This window comes from Hydrogenophaga laconesensis (genome assembly GCF_031457235.1).
Taxonomy (GTDB): domain Bacteria; phylum Pseudomonadota; class Gammaproteobacteria; order Burkholderiales; family Burkholderiaceae_C; genus Hydrogenophaga; species Hydrogenophaga laconesensis.
Genome location: NZ_JAVDWE010000002.1, coordinates 107,994 through 133,659 on the forward strand (window position 1 = coordinate 107,994; position 25,666 = coordinate 133,659).

Here is a 25,666-nt window from a genome sequence, read left to right on the forward strand (position 1 = left end):
GAGTAGGCGTTTCCGCGCCGGATACAACCCTTCTCAGGGTTTCCTCTTTGTCGGGCGCTGCCAGTTGTCCAGCGCCACCTGCTTGCCGCGCGCCACCGCCAGCGCGCCCGGGGCCGTGTTCTTGGTGATGGTCGACCCCGCGCCCACCGTGCCACCTGCGCCGATGGTGACCGGCGCCACCAGCACGCAGTTGCTGCCCACGTGCACGTCGGCCTCGATCACCGTGCGGTGCTTGTTGGCGCCGTCGTAGTTGGCGGTGATGCTGCCCGCGCCGTAGTTCACCCGCTCGCCCACGGTGGCGTCACCCAGGTAGGCCAGGTGGTTGGCCTTGGCGCCAGCGGCCAGGGTGCTGTTCTTCACTTCCACGAAGTTGCCGATGTGCACCTCGGCGCCCAGCTGGGCCCCCGGACGCAACCGCGCAAAAGGCCCGATCAGCGCACCGCTGCCCACCGAGACACCAAGCTTCTCGCCATCGATGTGGGTGAAGGGATGGATCACGGCGCCCGAGTCGATGGCGGCATTCGCGATCACGCAGTTCGCACCGATGCGCACACCGTCGCCCAGCTTCACGCGGCCTTCGAACACGCAGTTGACGTCGATCTCCACATCCTGGCCACAGAGCAGCTCGCCGCGCACGTCCAGCCGCGCTGGATCGGCCAGGCGCACCCCCTGCTCCAACAAGGCCGCGGCCAGCCGCCGCTGGTAGGCGCGCTCGAGTCCGGCCAGCTGGGCCGGGCTGTTCACGCCCGCCACCTCGACCTCGTCGCGCGTGGTGACGGCGCGCACCACCAGACCCCGCGCCACGGCGTGCTTGACCACGTCGGTGAGGTAGTACTCGCCCTGGCTGTTGTCGTTCGTCAATCCTTCCAGCAACGGCTTGAGCAGCGCAGCGGGCGCGGCCATCACGCCGCTGTACCACTCCGTGATGCGCCGCTGCGCCTCATTGGCGTCCTTGTGCTCCACGATGGCGTGCACGGACCGGTCCGCGTCCAGGGCGCGCACGATGCGGCCGTAGCCTGTGGCGTCGCCGCCAGTGTCCACGCTGAGCAGCGCGAGGTGCTGGCCATCGCAGGCCTGCAGCAAGGTCTCCAGCGTGGCCTGCCCGATGAGAGGCACGTCGCCATTGAGGATCAGCACCACCCCATCGTCTCCCAGCGCCGGTACGGCCTGCTGCACCGCATGGCCTGTGCCCAGCTGGGGCTCCTGGCGGACGAAGCGCAATGCCGGTGCAGGTGTGTCGCCCGGCGGGACCGGCGTGCGCAGGCCGGCTTCGACCTGTTCTGCACCATGGCCGGTGATCACGATCACCGAGCGCGCCGATAACCGCGCGGCGCAGTCAATGACGTGCTGGGCCAGTGCACGGCCACCCAAACGGTGCAACACTTTGGGCCGGAGGGATTTCATGCGCGTGCCTTTGCCGGCCGCCATCACCACCACATCCACAGGGAACGACATGAACACCTCTTTCGGGGATTGTTTTCGCGGCGTTCTTGCCGACGATCTCGTGCCGCGGATTATCGCCCGCCGTGCCCTGCGGCTCTGTGCGGCCCTGGCCATCGTGGCCACCCTGGCTGCCTGCGCCGCGACCCGCCTGGCCTACAACCAGGCCCCCACGCTGAGCTACTGGTGGATCGACCGGCACGTGGACCTGAACGACACCCAGACCGGCCAGACGCGGGAAGACCTGCAGGCCTTCTTCCAATGGCACCGCCGCGAGGAGCTGCCCGTCTATGCCGGCCTGCTGCGGCAATGGCAGTCCATGGCGGTGAGCGAGGTCTCGGCTGCGCAGGCCTGCGCACAGTTCGAGGACATCCGCCAGCGGCTGGACCGCGCGGCGGCGGAAACCGTGGAACCGTTCGCACGGCTGGCGCTGGGGCTGAGCCCTGAACAGCTGGACAACCTCAAGCGGCAGCAGGCCAGGAGCAACGAAGAGTTCGAGAAGGACTTCCTGCGCGGCAGCCCGGAGCAAAGGCTCAACCGCCGAATGGACAAGGCGCTGGAACGCAGCGAGTCGTTCTACGGCACGCTGGACAAGGGCCAGCGCGAGCTGCTGCGCAGCCTGCTGCAGAAGTCACCCTTCGACCCACAGCGCACGCAGTCCGAACGGCTGCGCCGCCAGGCCGACCTGCTGCAGACCGTGCGCGACGCGCAGGCCGAGCCCGCCAAGGCGGAGCAGTTCGTGCGCGAGCACATCGCGCGCATCCGCCGCTCGCCCGCACCGGGTTACGACGCCTATAACGAGGAACTGGTGCGCCAGGGCTGCGCCCAGTTCGCGGCGCTGCACAACAGCACCAGCGCCGGGCAGCGGGCCAACGCCGTGCGCAAGCTCAAGGGCTACGAGGACGATCTGCGCGTCCTCAGCGCGCAGCGCTGAACCCCGCCAACCGGCGAGCACCAAAACCGCCCAGCCAGCACCTGGCGAACGGCATGCCTTGGTGCGCGGGCGCCGCCACACCCGCCATTTGCGCACGAGGCCGGTGCATCTGTCTTGCATACAAGGCTTGTATGGACGTGGCACGGAATTCGCATCAAGAGACCGCAAAGGTCTTTCATGGTCAGTTCCACCGACATCGCCCAACGCATCATCGAAGCCGTGCTCGCACAGCGCCTTGCCCCAGGCACGCGACTGGGCGAACAAAGCCTTTCGATGCTGTTCGACTGCAGCCGCACGCTGGTGCGCGAGGCGCTGGTGCGCCTGGCGGCGCGCGGCATCGTCACCGTGAGTTCGCGCCGGGGCTGGTACGTGGTGCAACCCTCACACGAGGAAGCGCGTGAGGCGTTCGAGGCGCGCCGTGTCATCGAAACCGGCCTGATCCGGGGAACGACCCAGCTCGACAAAACCGCGCTCCGGCGCCTGCGCCAGCACCTGAAGCAGGAACAGGCGGCCCTGAAAGGCGATGACGTCGGCCAGCGCAGCTATCTGCTGGGCGACTTCCATGTCTGCCTGGCCGAATGCCTGGGCAACCAGTTGCTGGCCGACACGCTGCGCGACTTCACCGCACGCACCACGCTCATCGCCATGCTCTACCAGAGCAACCACGACGCCGTCCAGTCCTGCCAGGACCATGTGGACATCGTGACCGCGCTGGAGCGAGGCGACACCGCCGCTGCCGAAAACCTCATGGCCGCGCACATCGGCCAGGTGCAGGCCGCCCTCCGGCTGGGCACGGCGAGCGACCCGCTGGCCAACCTGCGCGAAGCCCTGGCGCCCGTGCGCGAGGCCACCGCCCCTGCAAAGAAGCCCCGTTCATCCCCCCCGAGCGACACCTACCTAGGAGCCCTGCTATGACCCTCACCAAACGCGCTTTCATCGCATCCACCGTGGCCGTTGCGGCCGCACTGGGTCTGGGCCACGCCCACGCCCAGACCGCGCTCGACACGGTGATGAAGAACAAGCTGATCAAGATCGCCGTGCCGACCGACTTCCCGCCTTACGGTTTCGTCGGCATCGACCTCAAGCCCCAGGGCCTGGACGTCGACACAGCCAACCTGATCGCGGCCAAGCTGGGCGTGAAGGTGGAACTGGTGCCGGTGACCAGCGCCAACCGCGTGCCTTATCTTCAGACCAAGAAAGCCGACCTGGTGATCTCCACGCTGGGCAAGAACCCCGAGCGGGAGAAGGTGATCGACTTCACCGCGGCCTACTCGCCGTTCTTCCAGGCGGTGTACGGTCCGAAGGCCGCGGCGCTGGCCGATTTCAATGGGCTCGGTGGCAAATCGGTGGCGGTGACGCGCGGTGCCATCGAAGACCAGGAGCTCACCAAGGTCGCACCCGCCAACACCGACATCAAGCGCTTCGAAGACAACAACGCCACCGTCTCGGCCTTCGTCTCCGGTCAGACGCAGTTCATCGCCACGGGTGTCTCGGTGGCCGACAACATGATCAAACGCAACCCGGCACTGGGCGCCGAATACAAGCTGCTGCTGAAAGACAGCCCGAATTTCATCGGCGTGGCCAAGGGCGAGGACGCGCTGCGCGCCAAGGTCAACGAGATCATCATCGCCGCCAAGAAGGCCGGCGAGTTGGACGCCCTGGCGAAGAAGTGGCTGGGTCGCCCAACTGGCGCACTGCCCGAGTAAGGCAACACCTCATCGGGTCCTGACATGGGCATCGAACTCGATTTCCCAGCCGTGCTCGCGCAGTGGCCGCTGCTGGCCAAGGGCGTGCTCTGGACGCTGGGCCTGACCGCCGTCTCGGCGGTGATCGGTCTGTTGCTGGGCACCGCCTGCGCCTGGGCGCGCAGCAGTGGACCGCTGGCGCTGCGCTGGATGGCGGGCACCTATGTGGAACTGATCCGCAACACGCCCTTCATCGTGCAACTGTTCTTCGTGTTCTTCGGCCTGCCGGCCGCGGGCGTGAAGCTCACACCCGAGATCGCGTCGGTCATCGCCATGGTGATCAACCTCGGCGCCTATGCGGCCGAGATCATCCGGGCCGGCATCGAAGCAACGCCCAAGGGCCAGTTCGAGGCCGCGGCCAGCCTGGCGCTCTCGCGCGTGCAGACCTTCCTGCACGTGGTGCTGCCGCCCGCGCTGAAGAAAGTGTGGCCAGCGCTCACCAGCCAGATCATCATCGTCATGCTCGGCTCGGCCGTGTGCGGGCAGATCTCCACGCAGGAGCTCAGCTACGCCGCCAACCTGATCCAGAGCCGCAACTTCCGCGCGTTCGAAGCTTTCATCATCGCCACCGGCATCTACCTGCTGCTCTCGGTCGGCGTGCGGGCGCTGCTCAACTGGCTGGGCCCCAGGTACCTGTTCGGAGGAAGACGATGAGCCCCACACTCACTTCGTTCATGGCCCCCAAGGGGCGCGCAACGCCCTCCGGGCGGCCGGGCGGTCCTTGCCATGGTTGACTTCACCCTCTGGGACATCGTGCGCAACCTGCTGCTGGCCGCGCGCTGGACGGTGGCGCTCTCGCTGATCGCCTTCATCGGTGGCGGCATCGTCGGCCTGTTGCTGCTCGTGGCGCGCACCGCGCGCTGGCCCGGCGCCGAAACCTTCGTGAGCGGCTACGTGCAGCTCTTCCAGGGCACGCCGTTGCTGATGCAGCTGTTCCTGGCCTACTTCGGCCTGGCGCTGTTCGGCTACGAAACCTCGGCGTGGACGGCGGCTTCCGTCGCGCTCACGCTGTACACCAGCGCCTTCCTGGTGGAGATCTGGCGCGGCTGCGTGGCCGCCGTGCCCAAAGGCCAATGGGAGGCCGCACAAAGCCTGGCGCTGAACTTCGGTGAGCAGCTGCGCTACGTGGTCCTGCCGCAGGCCACGCGCATCGCCATCGCGCCCACGGTGGGCTTCCTGGTGCAGGTTGTCAAAGGCACGGCGCTGGCCTCGGTGATCGGCTTCGTCGAACTCACCAAGGCCGGCACCATGATCACCAACGCCACCTTCGCTCCGTTCCTGGTCTACAGCTGTGTGGCCCTGATGTACTTCGCGCTGTGCTTCCCCGTGAGCCTGTACGCGCGCTTCCTCGAAAGGAAACTCCATGCAAGTCGCTGAACCCCTCGTGGCGGAGACGCCCGCGATCAACGCCCGCACCATCGTCGACATCCGGCAGCTGCGCAAGTCCTACGGCAGCAACGAGGTGCTCAAGGGCATCGACCTGCAGGTGAAGGCGGGTGAGGTGATCGCCATCATCGGCAAGAGCGGGTCCGGCAAGAGCACGCTGCTGCGTTGCATCAACGGCCTGGAGGTGTTTCAGTCCGGCTCGCTGACGGTGGACGACAAGCCCCTGCTGCACAAGGACGCCGCCGCCATGCGCGAACTGCGCCAGCACGTGGGCATGATCTTCCAGAACTTCAACCTCTTCCCTCACCTGAGCGTGGGCCGCAACGTGATGCTGGCACCTGCCCTGGTGAAGAAAACCCCGGGCGCGGAAGGCGAGGAGCGCGCCAGGCAATTGCTCAAGCGCGTGGGACTGGGCGAGAAGTTCGACGCCTTCCCGGACCAGCTCTCCGGTGGTCAACAGCAGCGCGTGGCGATCGCGCGCGCACTGGCCATGCAACCCAGCGTGCTGCTCTGCGACGAGATCACCTCGGCGCTCGATCCCGAACTGGTGGGCGAGGTGCTGCGTGTGGTGGAGTCGCTGGCCGACGAGGGCATGACGCTGCTGATGGTCACGCACGAGATGAACTTCGCGCGCAAGGTGAGCGACCGCGTGATCTTCATGCACCAGGGCCGGGTGCATGAGATGGGGCCGCCCGCCGAACTCTTCGGCTCACCGAAGACACCCGAGCTGCAGCAGTTCCTGTCGTCGATCCACGACTAGACGAACCGCATCCAGCCCCAGACGACGGCCAGCGTCAGCAGCGTCACCGGAATGCCGGTGATGGCGTGGCGCTTCCAGTCGATGACGATGCCCTGCTGGCGGGCCAGGTCGGCCACGATCAGGTTGGCGATTGACCCCACCAGCAGCAGGTTGCCGGCAAACGTGGTGACGAGCGCCAGCATCACACCCGCCTGTTCGCCACTTGCCCCCAGATGCGGCAGCAGCAGCATCACGGCCGGTACGTTGGACACGAGATTCGAGAGCACCGCGCTGGCCACCAGCAGCGGCCCCGGCTCGGCCAGATGCACACCTTGCGTGCCCAGCCAGGCCACGGCCTGCGCGGCCAGACCGGTGGTCTCAAACGCGTGGTTCACCACGAACAGGCCCATGAACAGCAGCAACAGTGGCCAGTCGATCAACCCCAGCACGTGCGAGGAATGCAGCCTGCGGCTCAGCAACAGCAGGCCTGCGCCCACGAGCGCCGCCACATCGCGCGGCCAGTTGGTGAACAGGAAGATCAGCATCAGCGCGCCCGCCACCACGAGCCCCTTGGCGGTCTGCCAGCGGTCGAACGGTGGTTCCTCCGGCGGTGCCTCGGCCACGGCGGCAAAGGTGGCCTCGGTAACGTCCGGGCCGGAAGCGGTGCGGGACCCCGGCCCATAGGCCAGCCAGAGCCACAGCAGCAACAGGCCGATGGCCACCGGCGGCAAGGCTTGCCGCACATAGCCACCGAAAGGCAGTTGCAGCACCGAGCCGATCAGCATGTTCTGCGGGTTGCCGATGAGCGTGGCGGCCGAGCCGATGTTGGCCGCGCAGGCCAGGCCGATCAGGAAGGGCAGCGGGTTCATGCCGCGCTGCAGGCACAGCCGAGCCACCACCGGCGTCATGGCCAGGCAGATGATGTCGTTCGAGAACACCGCCGACAGCGCCCCGGAAACCACGATCAGCGCGGCCAGCAGGCCGTTGCGCGACAGTGGCATGGCACCCACGCGCCGCGTGACCGCGCCATAGAAGCCACCGAGGCGCATCTGCGCCGACACCACCATGAAAGCGAACAGCAGCACGATGGTGGGCAGGTCGACCGAGCGCGCGGCGTCCTCCACCGGCAGGCCACTCAGACCGATCACCGCGATCGCGCCCAGCAAGGCCACGCCCGACCGGTCCAGCTTCAGGCGCGGCAGGCCTCCCAGAAACATGCCGAGATAGACGATGGCGAACACCGCGACGATGCCCCAGTCGGTGGCGGAGTGCGAGAGAACGTGGTCGGGCATGGTCATGGGCGTCACAGCGCGTGGGATCGTAGCCTGCCGCCCATGAAAAAGCCGCCCCGGGGGCGGCTTTTTCATGGCTGCGGAACCGTGCGTGCTCAGCTCTGCAGGGCCGCCCACATCTCCTTGTCGCGCTCGGCCGTCCAGATGCGCGGGTTCTTGATGCCCTTGGCTTCGTCGTAAGCGCGGCTCACGTCGAACGGCAGGCAATGTTCGTAGATGAACACGTGACCAAACACGGGGTCCATGCTCTTGCGGGTGTGGGCCATGGCGGCCTTGAGGTCCATGCCGGCGGCGGCAGCTTCCTTGCCCGCCTGGAACAGCGTGCTCACCCAGCGCTGCGTGTAGTCCAGCGCCTTGTTCACGTCGGCGCTGCCCTTCATGGCTTCGCCACGGCCCGGCACGATCGCCTCGGCCTTGAGCGCGCGCAAGGCCTCGAGCGTGGCAGGCCACTCTTCCAGCTGCGCGTCGCCGGTGTACACACCAGCCTCGTACTCCACGAGGTCGCCACTGAACAACACCTTCTCTTCTTCCACCCAGGCGATGGTGTCGCCGCGCGTGTGGCCCTGGCCGGGATGCCAGATTTCCACCTTGACGCCACCCAGATCGACGGTCAGCGAGCCCTGGCGGCCCGGTTGGCCGTCACCGATCACCAGCGTCGGCCAGGTCAGGCCGGGCACGCTGTCGGCACCGCGGAACAGGCGGGGAAAGCGCTCCATCTCGCTCTGCATGTCCTCGGCGCCGCGTTCGACGATCAGTTCGTAGGTGCCCCGGCTGGCGATGACTTCTGTCGCGCCTTCGGCTGCATAGGCGCTGGCACCCAGCACACGCACCGCGTGGTAATGCGTGAGCAGGACGTATTTGATGGGCTTGTCGGAGACGGTGCGGATCTGCTTGATCAGGTCCTGCGCCATGGCCGGGGTGGCGGTGGCGTCGCTCACCATGATGTACTTCTCGCCAATGATCACGCCGGAGTTCGGGTCGCCTTCGGCGGTGTAGGCCCAGCAGTGCTTGCTGAGCTGTTCGAACGTGGTTTTCTTGTCGTCCAGGTCGGCCTGGGAGGCGAAGGCTTTGCTCATGGATGGGTCTCCTGTGGGGAAGGCGGAATTTTACCTAAACGAAATCAATTACGCATAAGTGAATCACAAAGCCCGCCCGGCACTACCGGACAAGCCCCGCTCCAGCACGTCCACCACCTCCTCGGCGAAGGCGCCATAGCTCATGGCGCCGCCCGGGCGCAGCCAGGTGAAGGTCCAGTTGATCATGCCAAACAGCATCATGGTGAGCGCGGTCTGGTTGGCTGCGCTCACGCGCTCGGGGTAGGCGCGCCTGAGGAAGCGGGTGAAGGCGGCGACCACGTCCCGCTGGCGGTTCACGATGAGTTCGCGCTGCCCTTCACCCAGGAATTTGGTGTCGGACAGCAGGGCCACGTGGCGGGTGGCCGAGGTCTCGTATTCGGCGAGGAAGGCCCGCACCAGCTCGCTCAAGGCCTCGCGTTCGCTCAGGTTCTTGCGCTGCGCGCGGGCCTCGGCCTCGCCGATCAGGGCCAGCAGGCGCTGGGTGTAGCGGTCCAGCAGGTCGTACAGGATCGCGTCCTTGCTTTCGTAGTAGTGGTACAGCCGCGCCTTGCTGGTGCCGCATGCAGCAGCGATGTCGTTCATGCTCGCGGCGGGAAAACTCTGCGCGGCGAAGCAGCGCGCGGCGACATCGAGGATTTCGTCGCGCTTGAGATCGTGGGTCGCGGATTTCGGTCGGGCCATGGGGGGATTGTCACCCCCTGCGCCGCTTACCATGCGGCCATGGTCAAACCCGTGGATCCCTTTGCATTGCACGCCTGTGAACTGCTGTCGGGCGTCGGCCCCTGCGTGCCCAAGCGCATGTTCGGCGGCTGGGGCATTTCCACCGATGGCATGAACATCGCGATCATCGCGTGGGACACGCTCTTCCTGAAGACCAATGCCGCGACCGAGCCACGCTGGCTCGCTGCGGGCGGACAGCCCTTCGTGTACGAGGCCAAGGGCAAGTCCATGAAGCTGAACTACCACACGCCACCGGACGAGGCGCTGGAGTCGCCCGCGCTGATGCTGCCCTGGGCCCGGCTGGCCCTGGAAGCGGCGGTGGCAGCACGCAAGCCACCGAAGCGGCCACGCGGCAAATAGGCCCGGGTGGCGCGACCGGGCTCAGCGGCAGTTCGGTGCGCTGGGGGTCAGCGCACGGCCACGCCCGGCCACCCGGTGCTCGCCATACGCCCACAGCCCGCGCAGCAACCGCGCGAAAGCACCACCGGCCTGGCCGAGTGCCCGCGCCAGATCGCGGGAAGGCGCCACCACCTCATGACGGAACGCGCCTGCGGACGTGGCCGCCAGCGGCTCCACGCTCCAGTCGAACCGCACCGGGCCTTCAGCGGGCTGCCAGGGCTCCATGACCAGCCGTGCGCCGGCCGGCACCATCAGGCTTTCGCCTGCGGTCAGCATCAGATCGCCCGACTCGTTGCCCGCGCCCTGCGGTTGCCCCATGGTGACCCACACGCGGCCCTGGTTGATCTGCAGGCGGCTGGGCGCATGCGGGCGCAGGGTCATCGCCCGGCGCGCATCCAGGCGCCAGCCGCGCACATTGGTGGCGCAGGACAGGTGCTCGGAAGGAACGGCAAACGGTGCGATACGGGTGTTCACGAAAGGCTCCTTGTAAGGGGACGATGGCTCATCCTGGGAATGAATGATCGGCCCGCAGCCCCTTGCAGTCCAATGAATACGCAGTAAGCTATTGATTCGATTCCCGCATCAATGCCTGAAGCCCCCATGCAGCTCACCAGCAGCCACCCACGCACCCGCCCGATTGCCGCAGGGCACCTGCGCGCCTTCGAAGCCGTGGCGCGCCACCTCAACTTCCGCGCCGCCGCCGAGGAGCTGTCCCTGACGCAGAGCGCGGTGAGCCGGCAGATTCAGGCACTGGAAGACGAGGTGGGCACCGCCCTCTTCCTGCGCCACACGCGCGCGGTGGAGCTCACCAGCGCGGGCTCGCAGCTGCTGCGCGCCTCCAGCATGGCGCTGGAGCGCATCGACGCGGCCGTGCGGCAGATCCGCCAGAGCGCGGGCCGCAAGGCCGTGGCCATCACCACGTGGGCCTCGTTCGCCTCCATGTGGCTGATCCCGCGCCTGGAAGCGTTCCAGCGCGACCACCCCGACATCGACATCCGGATCGACGCGACCGACGCCGCCGTCGACCTCGCCACCTCCGACGTTGACCTGGCGCTGCGCTACGCCGTGCCGCAGGCCATGCCAGCGAGTGCGCACCGCCTGTTCGGCGAACAGCTCACGCCCGTGGCCAGCCCCTGGCTGCTCAAGACACATCCCATCCAGAGCATCGACGACCTCTCGCGCTGCGCGCTCATCGAGGCGGGCGACGCGCACCGCACACGCCACCTCGAGTGGCTCACCTGGCAACGCTGGCTCGACACTTTCGGCACGCCTGCGCCAGTCTCCGGCAAGCGAGGTGGCCGCCACGCGCCGGCCAAACTATCGCCACAGCGCTGGATGTACTTCAACTACGCCAACCAGATCGTGCAGGCCGCCCTCACCGGGCAGGGCGTGGCGCTGGCGCGGCTGCCGCTCGTGGCGGAAAGCCTGGCCAGCGGCGCGCTGGTGGAGCCGCTGCCGCACACCAGACTCGACTCGCCGCTGGTGTACTGGCTCCTGGTTGCCCCGCGCAGCGCGCAGCGGCCTGAAGTGAAAGCGTTCTGCGACTGGCTGCTGCTGCAGGCAGCCGCCACGCGCGAAGCCATCGGCGACGTGCCCGACCCCGATACATTGGATGACATGGACTGATCCCCCGCGCCACCTGCGGCGTCACCCCCAGTGGGCAACGCTGGCAGCCCGGCAAAGCCGGCTCCGCGGCGTTCCGGACGAAGACACTTCCGATTTCGCACCATTCCTTCATGACGGTCTCTCACCTCGCCGCCGGCAACCTGCGCAGCATCACCTTCATGCTCATCGCCGTGGGCTTCTTCGCCCTCATGGACGCGGTGCTCAAGACCCTCTCGGCCACCTACCCGGTGCTGCAGATCGCCGCGCTGCGCGGCATCACCGCACTGCCCCTCGTGCTGCTCTACATCGCCTGGCGCGGCGCGTGGCACACGGTGTTCAGGGTCCGCTGGCCGCTGCACGTGCTGCGCGGCGTGCTCGGCATCACCATGCTGTCGCTGTTCACGCTGGGCGTGCGCGAGCTGCCGCTGTCGGCCGCTTACACGCTGTTTTTCATCTCACCGCTGCTCATCACCGCGCTCTCGGTGCCCGTGCTCAAGGAACGCGTGCCCAAGGCACACTGGTGGGCGATCGCCATCGGCTTCGTCGGCGTGCTGATCGCGCTGCGGCCCAGCGGTGAAGACCTGCAGGCCGGCTTCGTCACCCTGGGTGGACTGGCCACACTGGGGGCGGCGGCCTGTTATGCCGTGGCGGCGGTGGCAGGCCGACTGGCCAGCCGCACGGACAGCAGCGAAAGCATGGTGCTGTGGATGATGCTGTTCATGGCCGTGGGCGCGGGAGCGATGGCCTGGGCTGGCTGGGTGCCCATCCGGCGCGGCGACGCGTTGCTGCTGCTCGCTCTGGCCGTCACCGGCTTCTGCGGCCAGCTCGCCATCACCGAAGCCTTCCGCCACGGCCAGGCCTCGGCCGTGGCCCCGTTCGAGTACAGCGCACTGGCCTGGGGAGTGGGGCTGGACTGGCTGATCTGGCAGAGCCTGCCGTCCTCACACACCTGGATCGGCGCCGCCATCATCGTGGGCAGCGGTCTCTACCTGGTGCGGCGCGAGAAGCGCATCACCGACGTGCACGCGAACGCCGATCATCCCTAGCGTTTCAACGCTCCGGCCACATCACGCCCGTGTCGCTCAGGATCGCATCCAGCGGCACGTCATGAATCTCGGGCTGCAGATAGGGTAGCCAGCCAAAGTCGTAGCCCAGGCCCACGGTGAAGGGCTTGGGTTTCAGGCTGGCAAGCGTGCGGTCGTAGAAGCCACCACCGTAGCCCAGCCGGAAGCCGCCGGGACCGTAGCCCACGCAGGGCACGAAGATCAGGGTGGGCTCGACGATCTCGGTGTCCTTCGGCTTCGGAATGCCATAGGCATCCTCCTCCATCGGGCACCCCGGGTACCAGGTGTAGAACGTCAGCGTCTTGTCCACCTTGTTCACGACCGGCAGCCCAATCCGTCGGTGGCGCTGCTGGCTCTGCGCATCCTCCTCCAGGCCCGCCTCCTGCCAGCGGAACAGCGCCGGCAGCGGATCGAATTCGCCCTTGATGGGCCAGTAGGCGCCGATGACGGTGTCGGGTCGGTGGATGAGCCAGACGCGCATGACGCGCTGCAGCAAATCGTTGCGCCAGGCACGGTCGGCCAGGCCCTGGCGTTTCTCGATCAGCGATTTGCGCCACTCGGCCTTGAGCGCCGCCGCCGATCCATCGGCGGACGAGGCGTGGGGTTTGTGAGGGCTCTGACCGTCGTTGTTGTCCATAATCGGCACATGAATCGGGTTGACGAGAAACAGGGTGGCTCGCAGCGGATCGGTCTGCACCTTCGCGGGCTGGGCGTGCGGCTGATTATGGCGGTCCTGGCGGGGCCGGGTCTTGCGCTGGCGCAAGGCACTGGCGGAGATGCCACGCTGCTGGAGATGCGCTCTGCGTTCTCTCGCGGCAACAGCTTCCAGCTGGCGAACCTGCTGCCCACGGTGCGGGGCCACGCGCTGGAGCCGCTGGCCATGTATTGGGATGCGCGTGCCCGCCTGGACGTCGCCACCCCCACCGACATCCGCGCCGCCTTGAACCGCATGGCGGGCACCTACTGGGAAGACCGGTTGCGCAACGACTGGTTGCTGCAGCTCGGCAAGGCACGCGACTGGGCCAACTTCGACGCCGAACTGCCGCTCTTCCGCATGAACGACGACCGGCAGGTGCGCTGCTATGGCCTGATGCGCGACGTGATGACGGGCCGCGCACCAGGCGATGCGGTGGCACCGCTGGTGCAGACCAACTGGCAAGCGCAGCGCGAGGCCGACGACGGCTGCGCGACGGCGGCCAAGTTCCTGCTGGACGCCGGGCACCTGAAGCAGCAGGCCGTGTGGCAGCGGGCCCGGGTGGCCATGGACGCCAACCGGCCGCGCGTGGCCACGCAGGCCGTGGGCATGGTGGATCCGGACCTGACTGCGACGGTGGACAGCATCGCGGCGGATCCCGCGAAATACCTTGACGAGAAGTTCACCGCAATCCGGCCCCGCACCAAGGAAATGGTCACGCTGGCCATCATCCGCCTGGCGGCCAACGACCCGGTGATGGCCGCGCTGGAGATGGACCGCACGCGATGGAAGGCCCAGCTGACGAAAGAAGAACGCGGCTGGATCTGGGGTGTGATCGGCAAACGCTCGGCGCAGAAGCTGCAGCCGGAGGCGCTCACCTATTTCGCGAACGGCGAAGACCGCTACATGAACGACGACCACCTGGCCTGGAAGGCGCGCGCCGGCCTGCGCGCCGGTGCCTGGTCCGCTGTGCACGAAGCCATCGCTGCAATGGGTGAGGCACAGCAAAGCGATCCCGCCTGGGTGTACTGGGAAGCGCGCGCCGTGCAGGCGCTCAAGCTGCCCGATCCGGTGGCCGCTTCGGCAAAAGCGCGCCAGCTGTTTGAAAGCATTGCATCGCCTCGCGACTTCTACGAGCAGCTCGCCATGGAAGAACTGGGCCTGCCCATCACCGTGCCGGCAGCACCCGCACCGCTCACCGCGGAGGAGATCGCAACCGCCCAGAACAACCCCGGCCTGCGCCGCGCGCTGATCGCCATCCGCCTGGGCCTGCGCGGCGAAGGCGTGCGCGAATGGAACTACACCGTGGGCCTCCACACCCCTGGGGGCATGGGCGAACGCGAGTTGCTGGCCGCCTCCGCGCTGGCCTGCCAGCATGAACTTTGGGACCGCTGCATCAACACCAGCCTGCGCACGCCCGAAGTGCTGGACCACGCGCAGCGTTTTCCCACGCCCCACCGTGAACAGGTGGTCAGCCGCTCGAACGAGATCGGGCTGGACCCGGCCTACGTGTACGGTCTGATCCGGCAGGAAAGCCGTTTCATCACCGAAGCCCGCTCCGGCGTCGGCGCCTCAGGCCTCATGCAAGTGATGCCAGCCACCGCCCGCTGGACCGCCAACAAGATCGGCATGACCAATTTCAGGCCCGCGCAGATCACCGAGCGCGACACCAACATCCGCATCGGCACGGCCTACCTCAAGTTCGCGCTCGACGACTTCCAGGGCTCGCTGCCCCTCGCCGCCGCCGCCTACAACGCCGGGCCCGGCCGCTCGCGCCTGTGGCGCAACGGGCCGGTGCTGCCGGGGGAAGTGTGGGCCGAGAACATCCCGTTCGAGGAAACGCGCGACTATGTCAAGCGCGTGCTGGCCAACACCACCAACTACGCCGCCCTGATCACAGGCCAGCCGCAGTCGCTGCGCGCGCGGCTGGGCACGGTCGGCCCACGACCCGCCAACGCCCCCACCGTCAACCCCGACCTTCCCTGACACGCACCTTCCAGACCCGCATCCCATGAAGAACGTTCTCGTCCTCGGCGGCACAGGTTTCATCGGCCGCCATGTCTGCGAAAAGCTGCACCGCCAGGGCTGGCGCATCACCGTGCCCACACGCCGCGCCATCCATGCCGCGCGCGTGCAGCACCTGCCCCGGGTGACCGTGCTGGAAGCCGACGTGCACGACCCCGGGCAGTTGCTGGGCTTGCTGGATGGGCACGACGCGGTGGTCAACCTCGTGGCGATCCTGCACGGCAGTGAGGACGATTTCGAGCGCGTGCACGTGGAACTGCCGCTCTCGCTCGCGGAGGCCTGCGCAGCGGACGGCGTCCGCCGTGTGGTGCACGTGAGCGCGCTGGGTGTGAACCTGGACGCACCATCCCGCTACCAGCGCAGCAAGGCGCGCGGCGAGGAGGTGCTTCGCGGCGCGGGGCTGGACCTCACCATCCTGCGCCCCAGCGTGGTGTTCGGGGAAGGTGACCGCTTTCTCAACCTGTTCGCGAAGCTGCAATCGGCGCTTCCGGTGGTGCCACTGGCCCATGCCCAGGCGAAATTCCAGCCGGTCTGGGTGAGCGATGTGGCCGACGCGGTGGTGGCCTGCCTGCGCGACAGCAACCTGCCCATGAGCAGTGTGGGACAGACCTTCGAATGCGCCGGCCCCGACGTCCTGACCCTGGCGGACCTGGTACGGATCGCGGGCAGGCATGGCAGCCGGCAGCGACCCATCCTGCCACTGCCGGCATCGCTGGCGCGGCTGCAGGCCCGCCTCATGGAATGGCTGCCGGGCGAGCCGGTGTTGAGCCGGGACAACCTGGACGCGATGACGGTGGACAACGTCGCCACGGGCCAATGGCCCGGCCTGTCGGCCCTGGACATCACGCCGGCCCACCTTGATAGTGTGGCGCCCACCTACCTCGGCCAGCGCGGCGGGCGCAGCCAGTTGCTGGATTACCGAAACCGCGTGGTCCGCTGATTGGTGAAACTTCGGGGAAAGGTGGGGTACGGGGGTATCTTTTTTGGCAAACTTGGCCTTCCGAGAAAGTAATACCTTTAACCGACAGGAAAGCCGATGTCCACCTCCCCATTCAAAAGCCTCGCCCGCCGCCCGTCCTCCAGCAACGACGTCATGACCCACCGGCCCGAGCACCACCGCGACGTGGTCAACCGGCTCAAGCGCATCGAGGGCCAGGTCCGGGGCCTCATCGAGATGGTGGAGGCGGGGCGGGGCTGTGAAGACGTGGCCCAGCAGATGGCGGCCGCCCGCAAGGCCATGGACAAGGCGTTCTACCGCATGATGGCTTGCTCGGTGATGGAAGCGGTGTCGGAATCGGACTCCGAGATCAACACATTCCGGCAAGTGGAGCGGTCCACGCGCATTCTCGAAAAATACGCCTGAAGCCCTTCACAAGAGGCGGACGCCGGGGTCGGTATTCCGGGGCCTGTCGGCAGCGAATCAATCGCGCGGCGTTTTGGCATCAATGCGGCGCACACAACGCCCTACCATGGACAGTTCTTTCAGGAGATTCTTCCCATGGCTCTGCAGCTCTACGTTGGCAACAAGAACTACTCGTCCTGGTCCATGCGCCCCTGGGTGCTCATGAAACAGGCAGGCATCCCTTTTGAGGAAAAGATGGTGCGATTCGACTCGTTCGACGCCAATTCGGTCTTCAAGAAAGAACTTCGCGCCATCAGCCCCATTGCCAAGGTGCCGGTGCTGGTGGACGACGGCTTCGCCATCTGGGACACCCTCGCGATCGCCGAATACCTCGCGGAGCGCTTCCCGGAGCTCCATCTCTGGCCCAGGGAAGTGAAGGCCCGTGCCCGCGCGCGCAGCGTCTGCGCCGAGATGCACAGCGGCTTCGGTGCCCTGCGCACCCACTGTCCCATGAACATCGAGGCCTCGCTGCCCGACACGGGACGGCTGATCTGGCGCGACAAGCCCGACGTGCGCGCGGACGTGGCCCGCGTGTGCGGACTCTGGGGCGAGCTGCTGGCGGCGCAGCCTGCGGGCAGCCTGCTGTTCGGTGAGTTCACCATCGCCGACGCCTACTTCGCACCGGTCTGCTCCCGCATCCGCACCTACGACCTGCCCCTCCCCGCCGACCTCGAAGCCTACGTGGCCCGCGTGCTGGCCTTGCCCGGGGTGAAAGCCTGGGTGGAGGAGGCGCTGATCGAGCACGACTTCATCGATTTCGACGAGCCCTACCGCCTGGGCCGCTAGCCCGACAGAGCACCTAAACTCGCTCCCATGAAAACCTATCTCGTGGGCGGCGCGGTGCGCGACGCGCTGATGGCGCATGCCGGCGGTGCGCCCACGGCATCGCACGTCGACCGCGACTGGGTGGTGGTGGGCGCCTCCCCCGAATCCATGGCGGCCTTGGGCTTCCTGCCCGTGGGACGTGACTTCCCGGTGTTCCTGCACCCGCAGACGCGCGAAGAACATGCCCTGGCGCGCACGGAGCGCAAGACGGCGCCGGGGTACCACGGCTTCACGTTCCATACCGCCGCGGGTGTGACACTGGAAGACGATCTCGCGCGGCGCGACCTCACCATCAACGCCATGGCCGTGGCCGCCGAGCACGCGGACGATCCGGCGCAGGCGCCGCTGATCGACCCGCACCACGGCCTGCACGATCTGCAGGAAAAAGTGTTGCGCCACGTGACCGGCGCGTTCGCCGAAGACCCGGTGCGCATCCTGCGGCTGGCGCGCTTCGCGGCGCGGTTTCCCGACTTTTCCGTGGCGCCCGAAACCATGGCCTTGATGCGCCGCATGGTCGAGGACGGCGAAGCCGATCACCTGGTCGCCGAACGGGTGTGGCAGGAGCTCGCACGCGGTCTCATGGAGCAGAGGCCCAGCCGCATGCTGGAGGTGCTGCGCGAATGCGGCGCGCTGCAGCGCCTGCTGCCCGAGGTGGAGCGGCTCTGGGGCGTACCGCAGCGCGCCGAGTACCACCCGGAGGTGGACACCGGTGTGCACCTGATGATGGTGCTGAACATGAGCGCACGCCTGGGCGCGCCACTGGCCGTGCGCTTCGCCTGCCTGTGCCACGACCTGGGCAAGGGCACGACGCCCGCCGAGGTGCTGCCGCGGCACATCGGCCACGAGGAGCGCAGTGCGCGCCTGCTGCGTGGGGTGTGCGAACGGCTGCGCGTGCCCAACGACTGCCGCGAACTCGCCGACGTGGTGGCTCGCGAGCACGGAAACATCCACCGCAGCAGCGAATTCGGTGCGGGCGCCGTGGCACGCCTGCTGGAGCGCTGCGATGCGCTGCGCAAGCCCGCGCGTTTCCAAGAGGTGCTGCTCGCCTGCGAATGCGACGCGCGCGGCCGCCTGGGACTCGAAGAGCAACCCTATCCGCAACGCGAACGGCTGGCGCGGGCGCTGGCCGCCGCGCAATCGGTGGACACCGCGACCGTGGCCGCGCAGGCCCAGGCCGATGGGCTTTCGGGTGCGAAAGTTGGCCAGCGCATCCACCAGGCGCGTGTGGATGCGGTGGCGCGCTCGCTGGGCGACAGCGGCCCCGAACCCTCGCTCGATTGAGCCGGACGCGCCCGTCAAGCACGGGGCGAAGTCTCTCACCCCGGTGGTGGGTTAAACGATTTTTCACGACATGGGAGCACATACCCTGTTACGGTAGTGGCCAATGAGCACACTCCCAAGGCTGCTGACCGACCGCACCGCGCTGTTCCTGGACTTCGACGGCACGCTGGCCGATCTGGCCGGGCGACCCGATGCGGTGCAAATCCACCCGGAACTGCGAACCCTGCTGGACCGCCTGCATGCGCGACTGGATGGCGCGCTCGCCCTGGTCACCGGCCGCTCCCGTGAAGACCTGGAGCCCATGCTGGCCTCGCCCTGGCCCTGGCCGGCAGCGTTCGAACACGGTGCGGTGCGCCTCTCGCCGCGAGGTGGTTCAGCATCGGCCCGGCCGGGCGGCCTCGCGCGCGCCATCGCGGCGGCCGAACAGCTGGTGGCGGGCCATGGCGGCCTGCTGCTTGAACGCAAGCAGACATCGATGGCGCTGCACTACCGCCAGGCACCCATGCTGGAGGCCCTGTGCATGAGCACGCTGCAGCAGGCCATCGCCAACGAGCCCGGCCTGCAGCTGCTGCGCGGCAAGGCGGTGGTGGAAGTGAAGTCCGCGCGCGTGAGCAAGGGCGCTGCGATCGAGGCCTTCATGCAGGAAGTACCCTTCGCTGGCCGGACGCCCGTGTTTGCGGGCGATGACGTGACGGACGAAGCCGGCTTCGAGGTGGTGCAACGTCTGGGCGGTGAAGGCATCAAGGTGGGCAACGGGCCCACCCACGCCCGCCACCGCTGTCCCGACCCCCAAGCGTTGCGGGCCTGGCTGTCCGACGCCCTTTCTCTCTCGAACACCGCAACATGAAGACACCTGGCTTTGCCCCGCCCGCGCGCCCTTCGCTGTCACTGGGCATGGTGGGCAATTGCGCTTTCAGCGCCCTGATCGATCCGCATGGCCGTGTGGTCTGGAGTTGCCTGCCGCGCTTCGATGGCGATCCCGTGTTCCATGCCTTGCTGGGTGGTGAGGACGCCGAACAGGGGGCGTTCGCCATCGAGATCGAGCACCTGGCCGAGGCCAGGCAGCGCTATGAACACAACACGGCGGTCCTGGTCACGGAACTCTGGGACAAGGACGGCAATGGCCTGTCCATCACCGACTTTGCACCGCGTTTCCTCTCGCGCGGGCGCTATTTCAGGCCCACCCAGCTGGTGCGCCGGGTGAGGCCGCTCAAAGGGGCACCGCGCATCCGCGTGAGCCTGCTGCCGCGCTTCGACTGGGGCCGATCGGCCCCCACCATCACATCGGGCAGCAACCACATCCGCTATGTCGGGGACGGGCAGACGCTGCGCCTGCACACAGACGCATCGATCAGCCACGTGCTCTCGCGCGAGCCCTTCCTGCTGATGCGCGAGCACAACTTCATCTTCGGCCCGGACGAGACGCTGGACACCGGCATCGGCGACACGGCTCGCCACTTCGAGCAGGAGACGATTTCCTACTGGCGCAACTGGAGCCGCCGCCTGGCCTTGCCGCTGGAGTGGCAGGAAGCGGTGATCCGCGCGGCCATCACGCTCAAGCTCTCGCTGTACGAAGACACCGGCGCGATCATCGCGGCGATGACCACCAGCATCCCTGAGTCGCCCGGCAGCGAGCGCAACTGGGACTACCGCTACTGCTGGCTGCGCGACGCCTTCTTCGTGGTGCGGGCGCTCAACAGCCTGTCCGAGGTGGGCACCATGGAGGACTACCTGCGCTGGCTGGCCAACGTGGTGGTGGGCGCGGGCGGCGGCCACATCCAGCCGCTGCACGGCATTGGTCTTGAACGCGAACTGCCCGAGCGCATCTGCGACACCCTGCCAGGCTACCGCGGCATGGGGCCGGTGCGCGTGGGCAACCAGGCGCAGGAACATTTCCAGCACGACGTGTACGGCAACATCGTGCTGGCCGCCGCCCAGTCTTTCCACGACAAGCGCCTGCTGCACCAGGCCGGCCTGGCCGAGTTCGAACAACTGGAAGCGGTGGGCGAGCGCGCCCTGCTCATCCACGACCAGCCCGACGCCGGCATGTGGGAACTGCGCACCCGCGCGCGGGTGCACACCAGCTCGGTGCTGATGTGCTGGGCCGCGTGCGACCGCCTGGCCAAGATCGCGCGCACCCTGGAACTGCCGGGTCGCGCCGAGCTCTGGGCGGCTCGCGCCGACGCCATGCGCGAGCGCATCCTGCGTGAATCCTGGAGCGAGAAACGCCAGGCCTTCGCCGAGAGTTTCGGTGGACACGACCTGGATGCCAGCGTGCTGCTGATGGCCGAGGTCGGGCTCATCGACCCGAAAGACCCGCGCTTCATCTCCACGCTGGACGCGCTGGAGAAGCACCTGTGCGATGGCCCTTTCATGCGGCGCTATGAGGCCGCCGACGACTTCGGCAAGCCCGAGGTGGCGTTCAACATCTGCACCTTCTGGCGCATCGACGCGTTGGCGCGCATCGGCCGCGTGGACGAGGCACGCGCCATCTTCGAGACCATGCTGGCCGCGCGCAACCCGCTGGGCATGCTGTCGGAAGACACACACGCCACCACCGGAGAGATGTGGGGCAATTTCCCGCAGACCTATTCGATGGTGGGCATCATCAATGCGGCCGTGAGACTCTCGGCCAGTTGGGACACGGTCATATGAGACTCCCCCCGCAGCGCCTGTGGCGCTACCCCTCGAGGGGCGACGCCTGCGGCCCGGCAAAGCCGGTTCCGCGGCATCTCTGGACCCTGAATCGGCATATGGAGGTATTCACATGAGCCGATTGGTTGTGATCTCGAACCGCATCGCCGATCCGCGCAAGACCGCCTCTGGCGGGCTGGCGGTGGCGCTGGGGCAGGCGCTGGAGGCATCGGGCGGGATGTGGTTCGGCTGGAGCGGCAAGGTCGTGGAAGACGGCACACCCGGCGAAGGCGACCTGCATGTCCAGACCGCCGGCAAGGTGCAGCTGGCCACGGTGGACCTGAGCCGCGAAGACCACGACAGCTACTACCTGGGCTACAGCAACGGCGTGCTCTGGCCTGTGTTCCATTACCGGCTGGACCTCGCCGATTTCGATTCAGGCTACATCGCCGGCTACCGGCGCGTGAACCAGATGTTCGCGAACAAGCTCAAGGGCCTGCTGCGCCCCGACGACATCATCTGGGTACACGACTACCACCTGATTCCGCTGGCGGCGGAGCTGCGCGCCATGGGCTGCCAGCAGCGCATGGGCTTCTTCCTGCACATCCCGCTCCCTCCGCCCCTGATGCTGGCCGCCGTACCGGAACACGACTGGCTGATGCGCTCGCTGTTCGCGTACGACCTGGTCGGTTTCCAGAGCGAGGCCGACGTGTCGCACTTCGCGCGCTACGTGAATACCGAAACCCCGGCCGACATTTTGGGCGAGCACGAGTTCCGCGCCTTTGGCAAGACACTGCGGGCAAGGGCGTTTCCCATCGGCATCGACGTGGACGAGTTCATCGGGCTCGGCGAAGGCCGCGAATCGCAGGAGATGTTCGGGCAGATGCGCGAGGAGTATTCGCGGCGCCGCCTGCTGCTCGGGGTGGAGCGGCTGGACTATTCCAAGGGCCTCCCTCAGCGACTCAAGGCGTTCCGACAGCTGCTGCAGGCCTACCCGGAAAACCTGGGCAGCGCCACACTGATCCAGATCGCCGCGCCGAGCCGCGAGTCGGTGGACGCCTATGCCGCGCTGCGCCAGGAACTGGAGAGCCTGTGTGGCGCGATCAACGGCAACTACGGCGAACTCGACTGGATGCCGGTGCGCTACATCCACCGCAACGTCGCGCGCAAACGCCTGCCCGGGCTGTACCGTGCGGCCGCGGTGGCGCTGGTGACGCCGCTGCGCGATGGCATGAACCTGGTGGCCAAGGAATTCATCGCCGCGCAGGACCCTGACGACCCTGGCGTGCTCGTGCTATCCCGCTTTGCAGGCGCGGCCGAGCAGATGAAGGACGCCCTGCTGGTCAACCCCTATGACACCACGCGCACCGCAGAGACCATGCAGCGCGCGCTGCAGATGCCGCGGGAAGAACGGCAGCGCCGCCATCAGGCGCTGCTGAAGGGCATCCGCGAACAGGATGTGCACTGGTGGCGCGAAAGCTTCCTGGCCGCGCTCGCGGCCGTTCCCGAGGCATGACGCGGCTCAGGCCCGCGCGTCGAACGCGTGTGAAGCGCCCAGCAGCGCGGGCGACTGAGGCGAAGTGATCACCCAGATCGGCACGCCGCTCAGGTAGCCTTCGAAACGCCCCTTGGCCTCGAAGCGTTCGCGAAAGGGCGACGTGTCGAACCAGGTGCCCAGCCGCGGCACCACGCCGCCGCCGATGTACACGCCACCCAGCGCACCCAGCGTGAGCGCGAGATTGCCCGCCACCGAGCCGAGCACGGCACAGAAGATCTGCAGAGCCTCCAGCGCCTGCGGGTGACGCCCCTCCAGCGCAGCCTCGGTGACGGCTGCGGCGCTGGTGAAGGCACTGGCGTCGGCGCGATCGGCCTCACACAGGATCTGGCAGGTTTCCAGCAGGCCGGTGCCGCTGGCCACGCGCTCGGCCGAGGCGTGGCCATGGCGCGCCACCAGTGCATCCATCACCCGACGCTCGCGCGCCGTGGCGGCCGGCAACGTCACATGGCCGCCCTCGCCCGAGATCGGCACCCAGCCTCCCGCACCATCGGGCAGCAGGCCCGACACACCCAACCCGGTTCCGGCGCCCAGCAACGCAATCGCGGTACCGGGCACCGGTTCACCCCCGCCCACCTGGCGCAACTCGTGCGCCGGCAGATGCGGCAGCGCCAGCGCCAGGGCTGTGAAATCGTTGAGCACGCGCAGTGCCGATAGGCCGAACTCCTCGCGCAACGCAGCCTGCGAGAACGACCAGTGGTGGTTGGTCATGCTGACCCGGTCGCCAGTGACGGGGTTGGCCATGGCGATGGCCGCCTCCGCCGGCTGGCGACCCAGCCCATCCAGATAAACGCGAATGGCGGCCTGCAGGCTGGCGTGGTCGGCCACGGGCAGCACGCGGATGTGTTCGATCGGGGCATCTGAGCCCTCCTGCCAGGCCAGCCGGGCGTTGGTACCGCCCACGTCGGCCAGCAGGCGGCCTCGGTTTGAAGGTGAGGACATGGTGTGAAGAAATCGGTCGGACAGGCCCCGACCATAACGCCTATCGGGGCGGGGCGTCGCCGCAGTCAGGTGCGCGGCAGGTTCGAACGCGCCCAGCGCACGATGTCGACTGCCCCCATGGCCCCGGGCTGGCGCGCCACCTCGCGCCCGTTCACGAACAGCGCCAGCGTGGGAATGCTGCGGATCTGCAGCCGCGCGCCCAGCGCCTGCGCCTCTTCGGTGTTGACCTTGGCCAGCCGCATGTGCGGCTCGAGTTCGCGCGCGGCGGCCTCGAACTGGGGCGCCATCATGCGGCAGGGGCCGCACCAGGGCGCCCAGAAATCCACCAGCACCGGCACCTGGGAACGCGCCACGTGCTTCTCGAACCCGGCCTCGTCCAGCGCCACCGGTTGGCCCGCGAACAACGCGCGGTGGCACTTGCCGCAATCGGGCGACTGGCCCAGCGCGTCACGCGCCACGCGGTTGGTGGTGTGGCAATGGGGGCAGACGATGTGCAGGGAATCGGTGGTCATGGGTCGCTCCGGGCAATGCCTGCAGATGAACGCCGTGCGCCGGATTTCAAGGCCGCCGGAAGCCGTCAGATCAGGTAACCGAGCAGGCTGGCCAGCATGCTGAGCACGATGGTGGTGGCGAACGGCAGGTTCCAGTCGCGGCCGAAGGCCTTGAACCGCAGGTCGCCGGGCAGCCGGCCGAAGCCCAGCCTGCGCAGCAGCGGCGTGAACCAGCTGATGAGCACCAGCGCCAGGAAGATGACGATCATCCAGCGGATCATGGTCAGAGCCTGTGCGTGCGGTCGCCCGTGGCGAAACCCACCGGTATCCAGCCGGCACCGCCGCCGGCTGGCGCCAGCCCGATCACCTTGAACAGCTCGCCCATTTCGTGCTCGTTGACGAGCTTCTGCATCATGGCGTTCTGCCGCGCATCGGCGTGCTGCGCGAGGTCCAGCAGGCCGCAGTTGAGCAGGAAGCGCCCCTGGCTGGTGTAGCCCAGCACATCGAGCCCGGCGTCCTGCGCGGCCAGGGCAATGCCGGTGAAGTTCACGTGGGCGGTGATGTCTTTCTGACCCGGATCGCCCAGCGGATCGTGGTCGCTGCGGTGCGCCCGATGGCAGATCAGTGTGCCCATGGCCCGCTGCGGGTGGTAGTACTCGGCCTCGGGAAAACCGTAGTCGAGCAGGAAAGCCGCGCCACGCTGCAGGCGGTCGGCCAGCGTGCGGACAAAGGCTTCAGCCTGCGGGTGGATCTCGGTCACGTAGTCGTGCACGCCCTCCACCTCCAGCGGCGGGCGCAGCCGGGTGGGGCGATCGGCCCAGGCCAGCGTGCCCGCTGCGTCCAGCGTCACGCCGCGCTCGTGCCAGGCGCCACCGACACGGGCGAGCAGTTGCACCGGCATGGCATCGAGCACTTCGTTGCCCAGCACCACGCCCTCGATCCGCTCGGGCAAGGCATCGGCCCAGTGCACCGTGTCACCGTGGGCGGCCAGTGTGGCGCGCTGGCGTTCGCGCAGGCTGCCGGACAGATCGACGATGGTGTAGCGGCGCAGCGGCTGCCCCAGCGCCGCGAGGGCCTCGATCACCTGCAGGGCCAGGGCACCTGTGCCCGCGCCGAACTCCCACACCTCGCCGGTGCCGGTGGCGGTGAGGGCCTGTGCCACCTGGCGCGCCAGCGTCTGCCCGAACAGGGGGGTGAGACCGGGCGCCGTCACGAAATCACTGCCGCTGCCCGGCAGGTGGCCGAATTTCGCCAAGGCGTTGGCGTAATAGCCCAGACCGGGTTCGTACAGGGCGATCGCCATGTACCGGTCGAACGGCAGCCAGCCGCCCGCCCGGGCGATGGCCTCGCGCACACGCGCCAGGAGGGGGCTCGTTAAACTCTCGGGTTCTGTTGCCATGGGGTTCTGCACCCCCGG

Annotated in this window: 27 protein-coding genes; 17 read left to right on the forward strand and 10 right to left on the reverse strand. The window is 67.8% G+C overall.

Annotated elements, in window-relative coordinates; all coding sequences use genetic code 11:
• Positions 1-33: 33 nt before the first annotated feature.
• Positions 34-1,455, reverse strand: coding sequence for a bifunctional UDP-N-acetylglucosamine diphosphorylase/glucosamine-1-phosphate N-acetyltransferase GlmU (gene glmU / locus J2X09_RS04900; protein ID WP_204732870.1), 1,422 nt, complete (start codon positions 1,453-1,455; stop codon positions 34-36).
• Here glmU and J2X09_RS04905 point away from each other — a divergent pair.
• From J2X09_RS04905 to J2X09_RS04930, 6 genes are all read left to right on the forward strand, one after another.
• Positions 1,454-2,374: a DUF6279 family lipoprotein gene (locus J2X09_RS04905; protein ID WP_204732869.1), complete on the forward strand. Its 921-nt coding sequence runs from the start codon at positions 1,454-1,456 to the stop codon at positions 2,372-2,374. The genes glmU and J2X09_RS04905 overlap by 2 nt on opposite strands.
• A gap of 177 nt (positions 2,375-2,551) precedes the next feature.
• Entirely contained in the window at positions 2,552-3,289 is a 738-nt protein-coding gene (locus J2X09_RS04910) for a GntR family transcriptional regulator (RefSeq protein ID WP_204732868.1), read from the forward strand.
• A complete protein-coding gene (locus J2X09_RS04915) occupies positions 3,286-4,080 on the forward strand; it encodes a transporter substrate-binding domain-containing protein (protein ID WP_204732867.1) in 795 nt (264 codons plus the stop codon). Before J2X09_RS04910 ends, J2X09_RS04915 begins: the two co-directional genes overlap by 4 nt.
• A 24-nt stretch (positions 4,081-4,104) precedes the next feature.
• Positions 4,105-4,773: an amino acid ABC transporter permease gene (locus J2X09_RS04920; RefSeq protein WP_204732866.1), complete on the forward strand. Its 669-nt coding sequence runs from the start codon at positions 4,105-4,107 to the stop codon at positions 4,771-4,773.
• 72 nt (positions 4,774-4,845) lie between these two features.
• Positions 4,846-5,496 (forward strand): amino acid ABC transporter permease, encoded by a 651-nt coding sequence (locus J2X09_RS04925; RefSeq protein WP_204732865.1) that lies wholly within the window; start codon positions 4,846-4,848, stop codon positions 5,494-5,496.
• A complete protein-coding gene (locus J2X09_RS04930) occupies positions 5,483-6,265 on the forward strand; it encodes an amino acid ABC transporter ATP-binding protein (RefSeq protein WP_310307618.1) in 783 nt (260 codons plus the stop codon). Before J2X09_RS04925 ends, J2X09_RS04930 begins: the two co-directional genes overlap by 14 nt.
• Here the strand turns inward: J2X09_RS04930 and J2X09_RS04935 are convergent.
• From J2X09_RS04935 to J2X09_RS04945, 3 genes are all read right to left on the reverse strand, one after another.
• Positions 6,262-7,542: an anion transporter gene (locus J2X09_RS04935; RefSeq protein WP_310307620.1), complete on the reverse strand. Its 1,281-nt coding sequence runs from the start codon at positions 7,540-7,542 to the stop codon at positions 6,262-6,264. The two genes, J2X09_RS04930 and J2X09_RS04935, sit on opposite strands and share 4 nt — an antisense overlap.
• An 89-nt stretch (positions 7,543-7,631) precedes the next feature.
• The gene (locus J2X09_RS04940; protein ID WP_204732864.1) at positions 7,632-8,612 is read right to left on the reverse strand and encodes an MBL fold metallo-hydrolase; all 981 of its coding nucleotides are present in this window, start codon (positions 8,610-8,612) and stop codon (positions 7,632-7,634) included.
• A gap of 63 nt (positions 8,613-8,675) precedes the next feature.
• Positions 8,676-9,293, reverse strand: coding sequence for a TetR/AcrR family transcriptional regulator (locus J2X09_RS04945; RefSeq protein WP_204732863.1), 618 nt, complete (start codon positions 9,291-9,293; stop codon positions 8,676-8,678).
• Between the two features lie 39 nt (positions 9,294-9,332).
• Between J2X09_RS04945 and J2X09_RS04950 the strand changes: the two genes are divergently transcribed.
• Positions 9,333-9,692 (forward strand): TfoX/Sxy family protein, encoded by a 360-nt coding sequence (locus tag J2X09_RS04950; RefSeq protein WP_204732862.1) that lies wholly within the window; start codon positions 9,333-9,335, stop codon positions 9,690-9,692.
• A 21-nt stretch (positions 9,693-9,713) separates the two neighbouring features.
• Here J2X09_RS04950 and J2X09_RS04955 read toward each other — a convergent pair whose 3' ends face one another.
• Positions 9,714-10,205 (reverse strand): DUF2917 domain-containing protein, encoded by a 492-nt coding sequence (locus J2X09_RS04955; protein WP_204732861.1) that lies wholly within the window; start codon positions 10,203-10,205, stop codon positions 9,714-9,716.
• 126 nt (positions 10,206-10,331) lie between these two features.
• Between J2X09_RS04955 and J2X09_RS04960 the strand changes: the two genes are divergently transcribed.
• Both J2X09_RS04960 and J2X09_RS04965 read left to right on the forward strand, forming a co-directional pair.
• Positions 10,332-11,357 carry a LysR substrate-binding domain-containing protein gene (locus J2X09_RS04960; protein WP_204732860.1) on the forward strand — a complete coding sequence of 342 codons (1,026 nt, stop codon included), beginning with the start codon at positions 10,332-10,334 and terminating at the stop codon, positions 11,355-11,357.
• Positions 11,358-11,467: 110 nt separating this feature from the next.
• The gene (locus tag J2X09_RS04965; protein WP_204732859.1) at positions 11,468-12,382 is read left to right on the forward strand and encodes a DMT family transporter; all 915 of its coding nucleotides are present in this window, start codon (positions 11,468-11,470) and stop codon (positions 12,380-12,382) included.
• Between the two features lie 4 nt (positions 12,383-12,386).
• Here the strand turns inward: J2X09_RS04965 and J2X09_RS04970 are convergent, their stop codons facing one another.
• Entirely contained in the window at positions 12,387-13,037 is a 651-nt protein-coding gene (locus J2X09_RS04970) for a 5-formyltetrahydrofolate cyclo-ligase (protein WP_204732858.1), read from the reverse strand.
• An 87-nt stretch (positions 13,038-13,124) separates the two neighbouring features.
• Between J2X09_RS04970 and J2X09_RS04975 the strand changes: the two genes are divergently transcribed.
• From J2X09_RS04975 to otsA, 8 genes are all read left to right on the forward strand, one after another.
• Positions 13,125-15,080, forward strand: coding sequence for a lytic transglycosylase domain-containing protein (locus J2X09_RS04975; protein ID WP_204732989.1), 1,956 nt, complete (start codon positions 13,125-13,127; stop codon positions 15,078-15,080).
• 25 nt (positions 15,081-15,105) lie between these two features.
• Positions 15,106-16,059 (forward strand): complex I NDUFA9 subunit family protein, encoded by a 954-nt coding sequence (locus J2X09_RS04980; RefSeq protein WP_204732857.1) that lies wholly within the window; start codon positions 15,106-15,108, stop codon positions 16,057-16,059.
• Positions 16,060-16,155: 96 nt separating this feature from the next.
• The gene (locus J2X09_RS04985; protein ID WP_310307624.1) at positions 16,156-16,482 is read left to right on the forward strand and encodes a metal-sensitive transcriptional regulator; all 327 of its coding nucleotides are present in this window, start codon (positions 16,156-16,158) and stop codon (positions 16,480-16,482) included.
• Between the two features lie 135 nt (positions 16,483-16,617).
• Positions 16,618-17,307, forward strand: coding sequence for a glutathione S-transferase family protein (locus tag J2X09_RS04990; protein WP_204732856.1), 690 nt, complete (start codon positions 16,618-16,620; stop codon positions 17,305-17,307).
• A 27-nt stretch (positions 17,308-17,334) separates the two neighbouring features.
• Complete coding sequence (locus J2X09_RS04995; protein WP_204732855.1) at positions 17,335-18,627, forward strand: multifunctional CCA addition/repair protein; 1,293 nt, start codon at positions 17,335-17,337, stop codon at positions 18,625-18,627.
• Positions 18,628-18,730: 103 nt separating this feature from the next.
• Complete coding sequence (otsB, locus tag J2X09_RS05000) at positions 18,731-19,474, forward strand: trehalose-phosphatase (RefSeq protein WP_204732854.1); 744 nt, start codon at positions 18,731-18,733, stop codon at positions 19,472-19,474.
• On the forward strand, positions 19,471-21,282 hold the full coding sequence (locus tag J2X09_RS05005; RefSeq protein WP_204732853.1) for a glycoside hydrolase family 15 protein: 1,812 nt from the start codon (positions 19,471-19,473) through the stop codon (positions 21,280-21,282). The genes otsB and J2X09_RS05005 overlap by 4 nt, the downstream gene beginning before the upstream one ends.
• Positions 21,283-21,394: 112 nt before the next feature.
• Complete coding sequence (gene otsA, locus J2X09_RS05010; RefSeq protein WP_204732852.1) at positions 21,395-22,777, forward strand: alpha,alpha-trehalose-phosphate synthase (UDP-forming); 1,383 nt, start codon at positions 21,395-21,397, stop codon at positions 22,775-22,777.
• 6 nt (positions 22,778-22,783) lie between these two features.
• Here the strand turns inward: otsA and glk are convergent, their stop codons facing one another.
• The 4 genes from glk to J2X09_RS05030 form a co-directional block, all read right to left on the reverse strand.
• On the reverse strand, positions 22,784-23,758 hold the full coding sequence (gene glk / locus J2X09_RS05015; RefSeq protein WP_204732851.1) for a glucokinase: 975 nt from the start codon (positions 23,756-23,758) through the stop codon (positions 22,784-22,786).
• Positions 23,759-23,823: 65 nt separating this feature from the next.
• Entirely contained in the window at positions 23,824-24,270 is a 447-nt protein-coding gene (trxC, locus tag J2X09_RS05020) for a thioredoxin TrxC (RefSeq protein WP_204732850.1), read from the reverse strand.
• 65 nt (positions 24,271-24,335) lie between these two features.
• The gene (locus J2X09_RS05025; RefSeq protein ID WP_204732849.1) at positions 24,336-24,530 is read right to left on the reverse strand and encodes a DUF2905 domain-containing protein; all 195 of its coding nucleotides are present in this window, start codon (positions 24,528-24,530) and stop codon (positions 24,336-24,338) included.
• Positions 24,531-24,532: 2 nt separating this feature from the next.
• A complete protein-coding gene (locus J2X09_RS05030) occupies positions 24,533-25,648 on the reverse strand; it encodes a class I SAM-dependent methyltransferase (protein ID WP_204732848.1) in 1,116 nt (371 codons plus the stop codon).
• Between the last annotated feature and the right edge of the window lie 18 nt (positions 25,649-25,666).

Bases quoted from the DNA above. Each gene is read 5' to 3' on its own strand.
- J2X09_RS04905 (WP_204732869.1), top strand. From the start codon at position 1,454: ATGAACACCTCTTTCGGGGATTGTTTTCGCGGCGTTCTTGCCGACGAT.
- glmU (WP_204732870.1), bottom strand. From the start codon at position 1,455: ATGTCGTTCCCTGTGGATGTGGTGGTGATGGCGGCCGGCAAAGGCACG.
- J2X09_RS04910 (WP_204732868.1), top strand. From the start codon at position 2,552: ATGGTCAGTTCCACCGACATCGCCCAACGCATCATCGAAGCCGTGCTC.
- J2X09_RS04915 (WP_204732867.1), top strand. From the start codon at position 3,286: ATGACCCTCACCAAACGCGCTTTCATCGCATCCACCGTGGCCGTTGCG.
- J2X09_RS04920 (WP_204732866.1), top strand. From the start codon at position 4,105: ATGGGCATCGAACTCGATTTCCCAGCCGTGCTCGCGCAGTGGCCGCTG.
- J2X09_RS04925 (WP_204732865.1), top strand. From the start codon at position 4,846: ATGGTTGACTTCACCCTCTGGGACATCGTGCGCAACCTGCTGCTGGCC.
- J2X09_RS04930 (WP_310307618.1), top strand. From the start codon at position 5,483: ATGCAAGTCGCTGAACCCCTCGTGGCGGAGACGCCCGCGATCAACGCC.
- J2X09_RS04935 (WP_310307620.1), bottom strand. From the start codon at position 7,542: ATGACCATGCCCGACCACGTTCTCTCGCACTCCGCCACCGACTGGGGC.
- J2X09_RS04940 (WP_204732864.1), bottom strand. From the start codon at position 8,612: ATGAGCAAAGCCTTCGCCTCCCAGGCCGACCTGGACGACAAGAAAACC.
- J2X09_RS04945 (WP_204732863.1), bottom strand. From the start codon at position 9,293: ATGGCCCGACCGAAATCCGCGACCCACGATCTCAAGCGCGACGAAATC.
- J2X09_RS04950 (WP_204732862.1), top strand. From the start codon at position 9,333: ATGGTCAAACCCGTGGATCCCTTTGCATTGCACGCCTGTGAACTGCTG.
- J2X09_RS04960 (WP_204732860.1), top strand. From the start codon at position 10,332: ATGCAGCTCACCAGCAGCCACCCACGCACCCGCCCGATTGCCGCAGGG.
- J2X09_RS04965 (WP_204732859.1), top strand. From the start codon at position 11,468: ATGACGGTCTCTCACCTCGCCGCCGGCAACCTGCGCAGCATCACCTTC.
- J2X09_RS04970 (WP_204732858.1), bottom strand. From the start codon at position 13,037: ATGGACAACAACGACGGTCAGAGCCCTCACAAACCCCACGCCTCGTCC.
- J2X09_RS04975 (WP_204732989.1), top strand. From the start codon at position 13,125: ATGGCGGTCCTGGCGGGGCCGGGTCTTGCGCTGGCGCAAGGCACTGGC.
- J2X09_RS04980 (WP_204732857.1), top strand. From the start codon at position 15,106: ATGAAGAACGTTCTCGTCCTCGGCGGCACAGGTTTCATCGGCCGCCAT.
- J2X09_RS04985 (WP_310307624.1), top strand. From the start codon at position 16,156: ATGTCCACCTCCCCATTCAAAAGCCTCGCCCGCCGCCCGTCCTCCAGC.
- J2X09_RS04990 (WP_204732856.1), top strand. From the start codon at position 16,618: ATGGCTCTGCAGCTCTACGTTGGCAACAAGAACTACTCGTCCTGGTCC.
- J2X09_RS04995 (WP_204732855.1), top strand. From the start codon at position 17,335: ATGAAAACCTATCTCGTGGGCGGCGCGGTGCGCGACGCGCTGATGGCG.
- otsB (WP_204732854.1), top strand. From the start codon at position 18,731: ATGAGCACACTCCCAAGGCTGCTGACCGACCGCACCGCGCTGTTCCTG.
- J2X09_RS05005 (WP_204732853.1), top strand. From the start codon at position 19,471: ATGAAGACACCTGGCTTTGCCCCGCCCGCGCGCCCTTCGCTGTCACTG.
- otsA (WP_204732852.1), top strand. From the start codon at position 21,395: ATGAGCCGATTGGTTGTGATCTCGAACCGCATCGCCGATCCGCGCAAG.
- glk (WP_204732851.1), bottom strand. From the start codon at position 23,758: ATGTCCTCACCTTCAAACCGAGGCCGCCTGCTGGCCGACGTGGGCGGT.
- trxC (WP_204732850.1), bottom strand. From the start codon at position 24,270: ATGACCACCGATTCCCTGCACATCGTCTGCCCCCATTGCCACACCACC.
- J2X09_RS05025 (WP_204732849.1), bottom strand. From the start codon at position 24,530: ATGATCCGCTGGATGATCGTCATCTTCCTGGCGCTGGTGCTCATCAGC.
- J2X09_RS05030 (WP_204732848.1), bottom strand. From the start codon at position 25,648: ATGGCAACAGAACCCGAGAGTTTAACGAGCCCCCTCCTGGCGCGTGTG.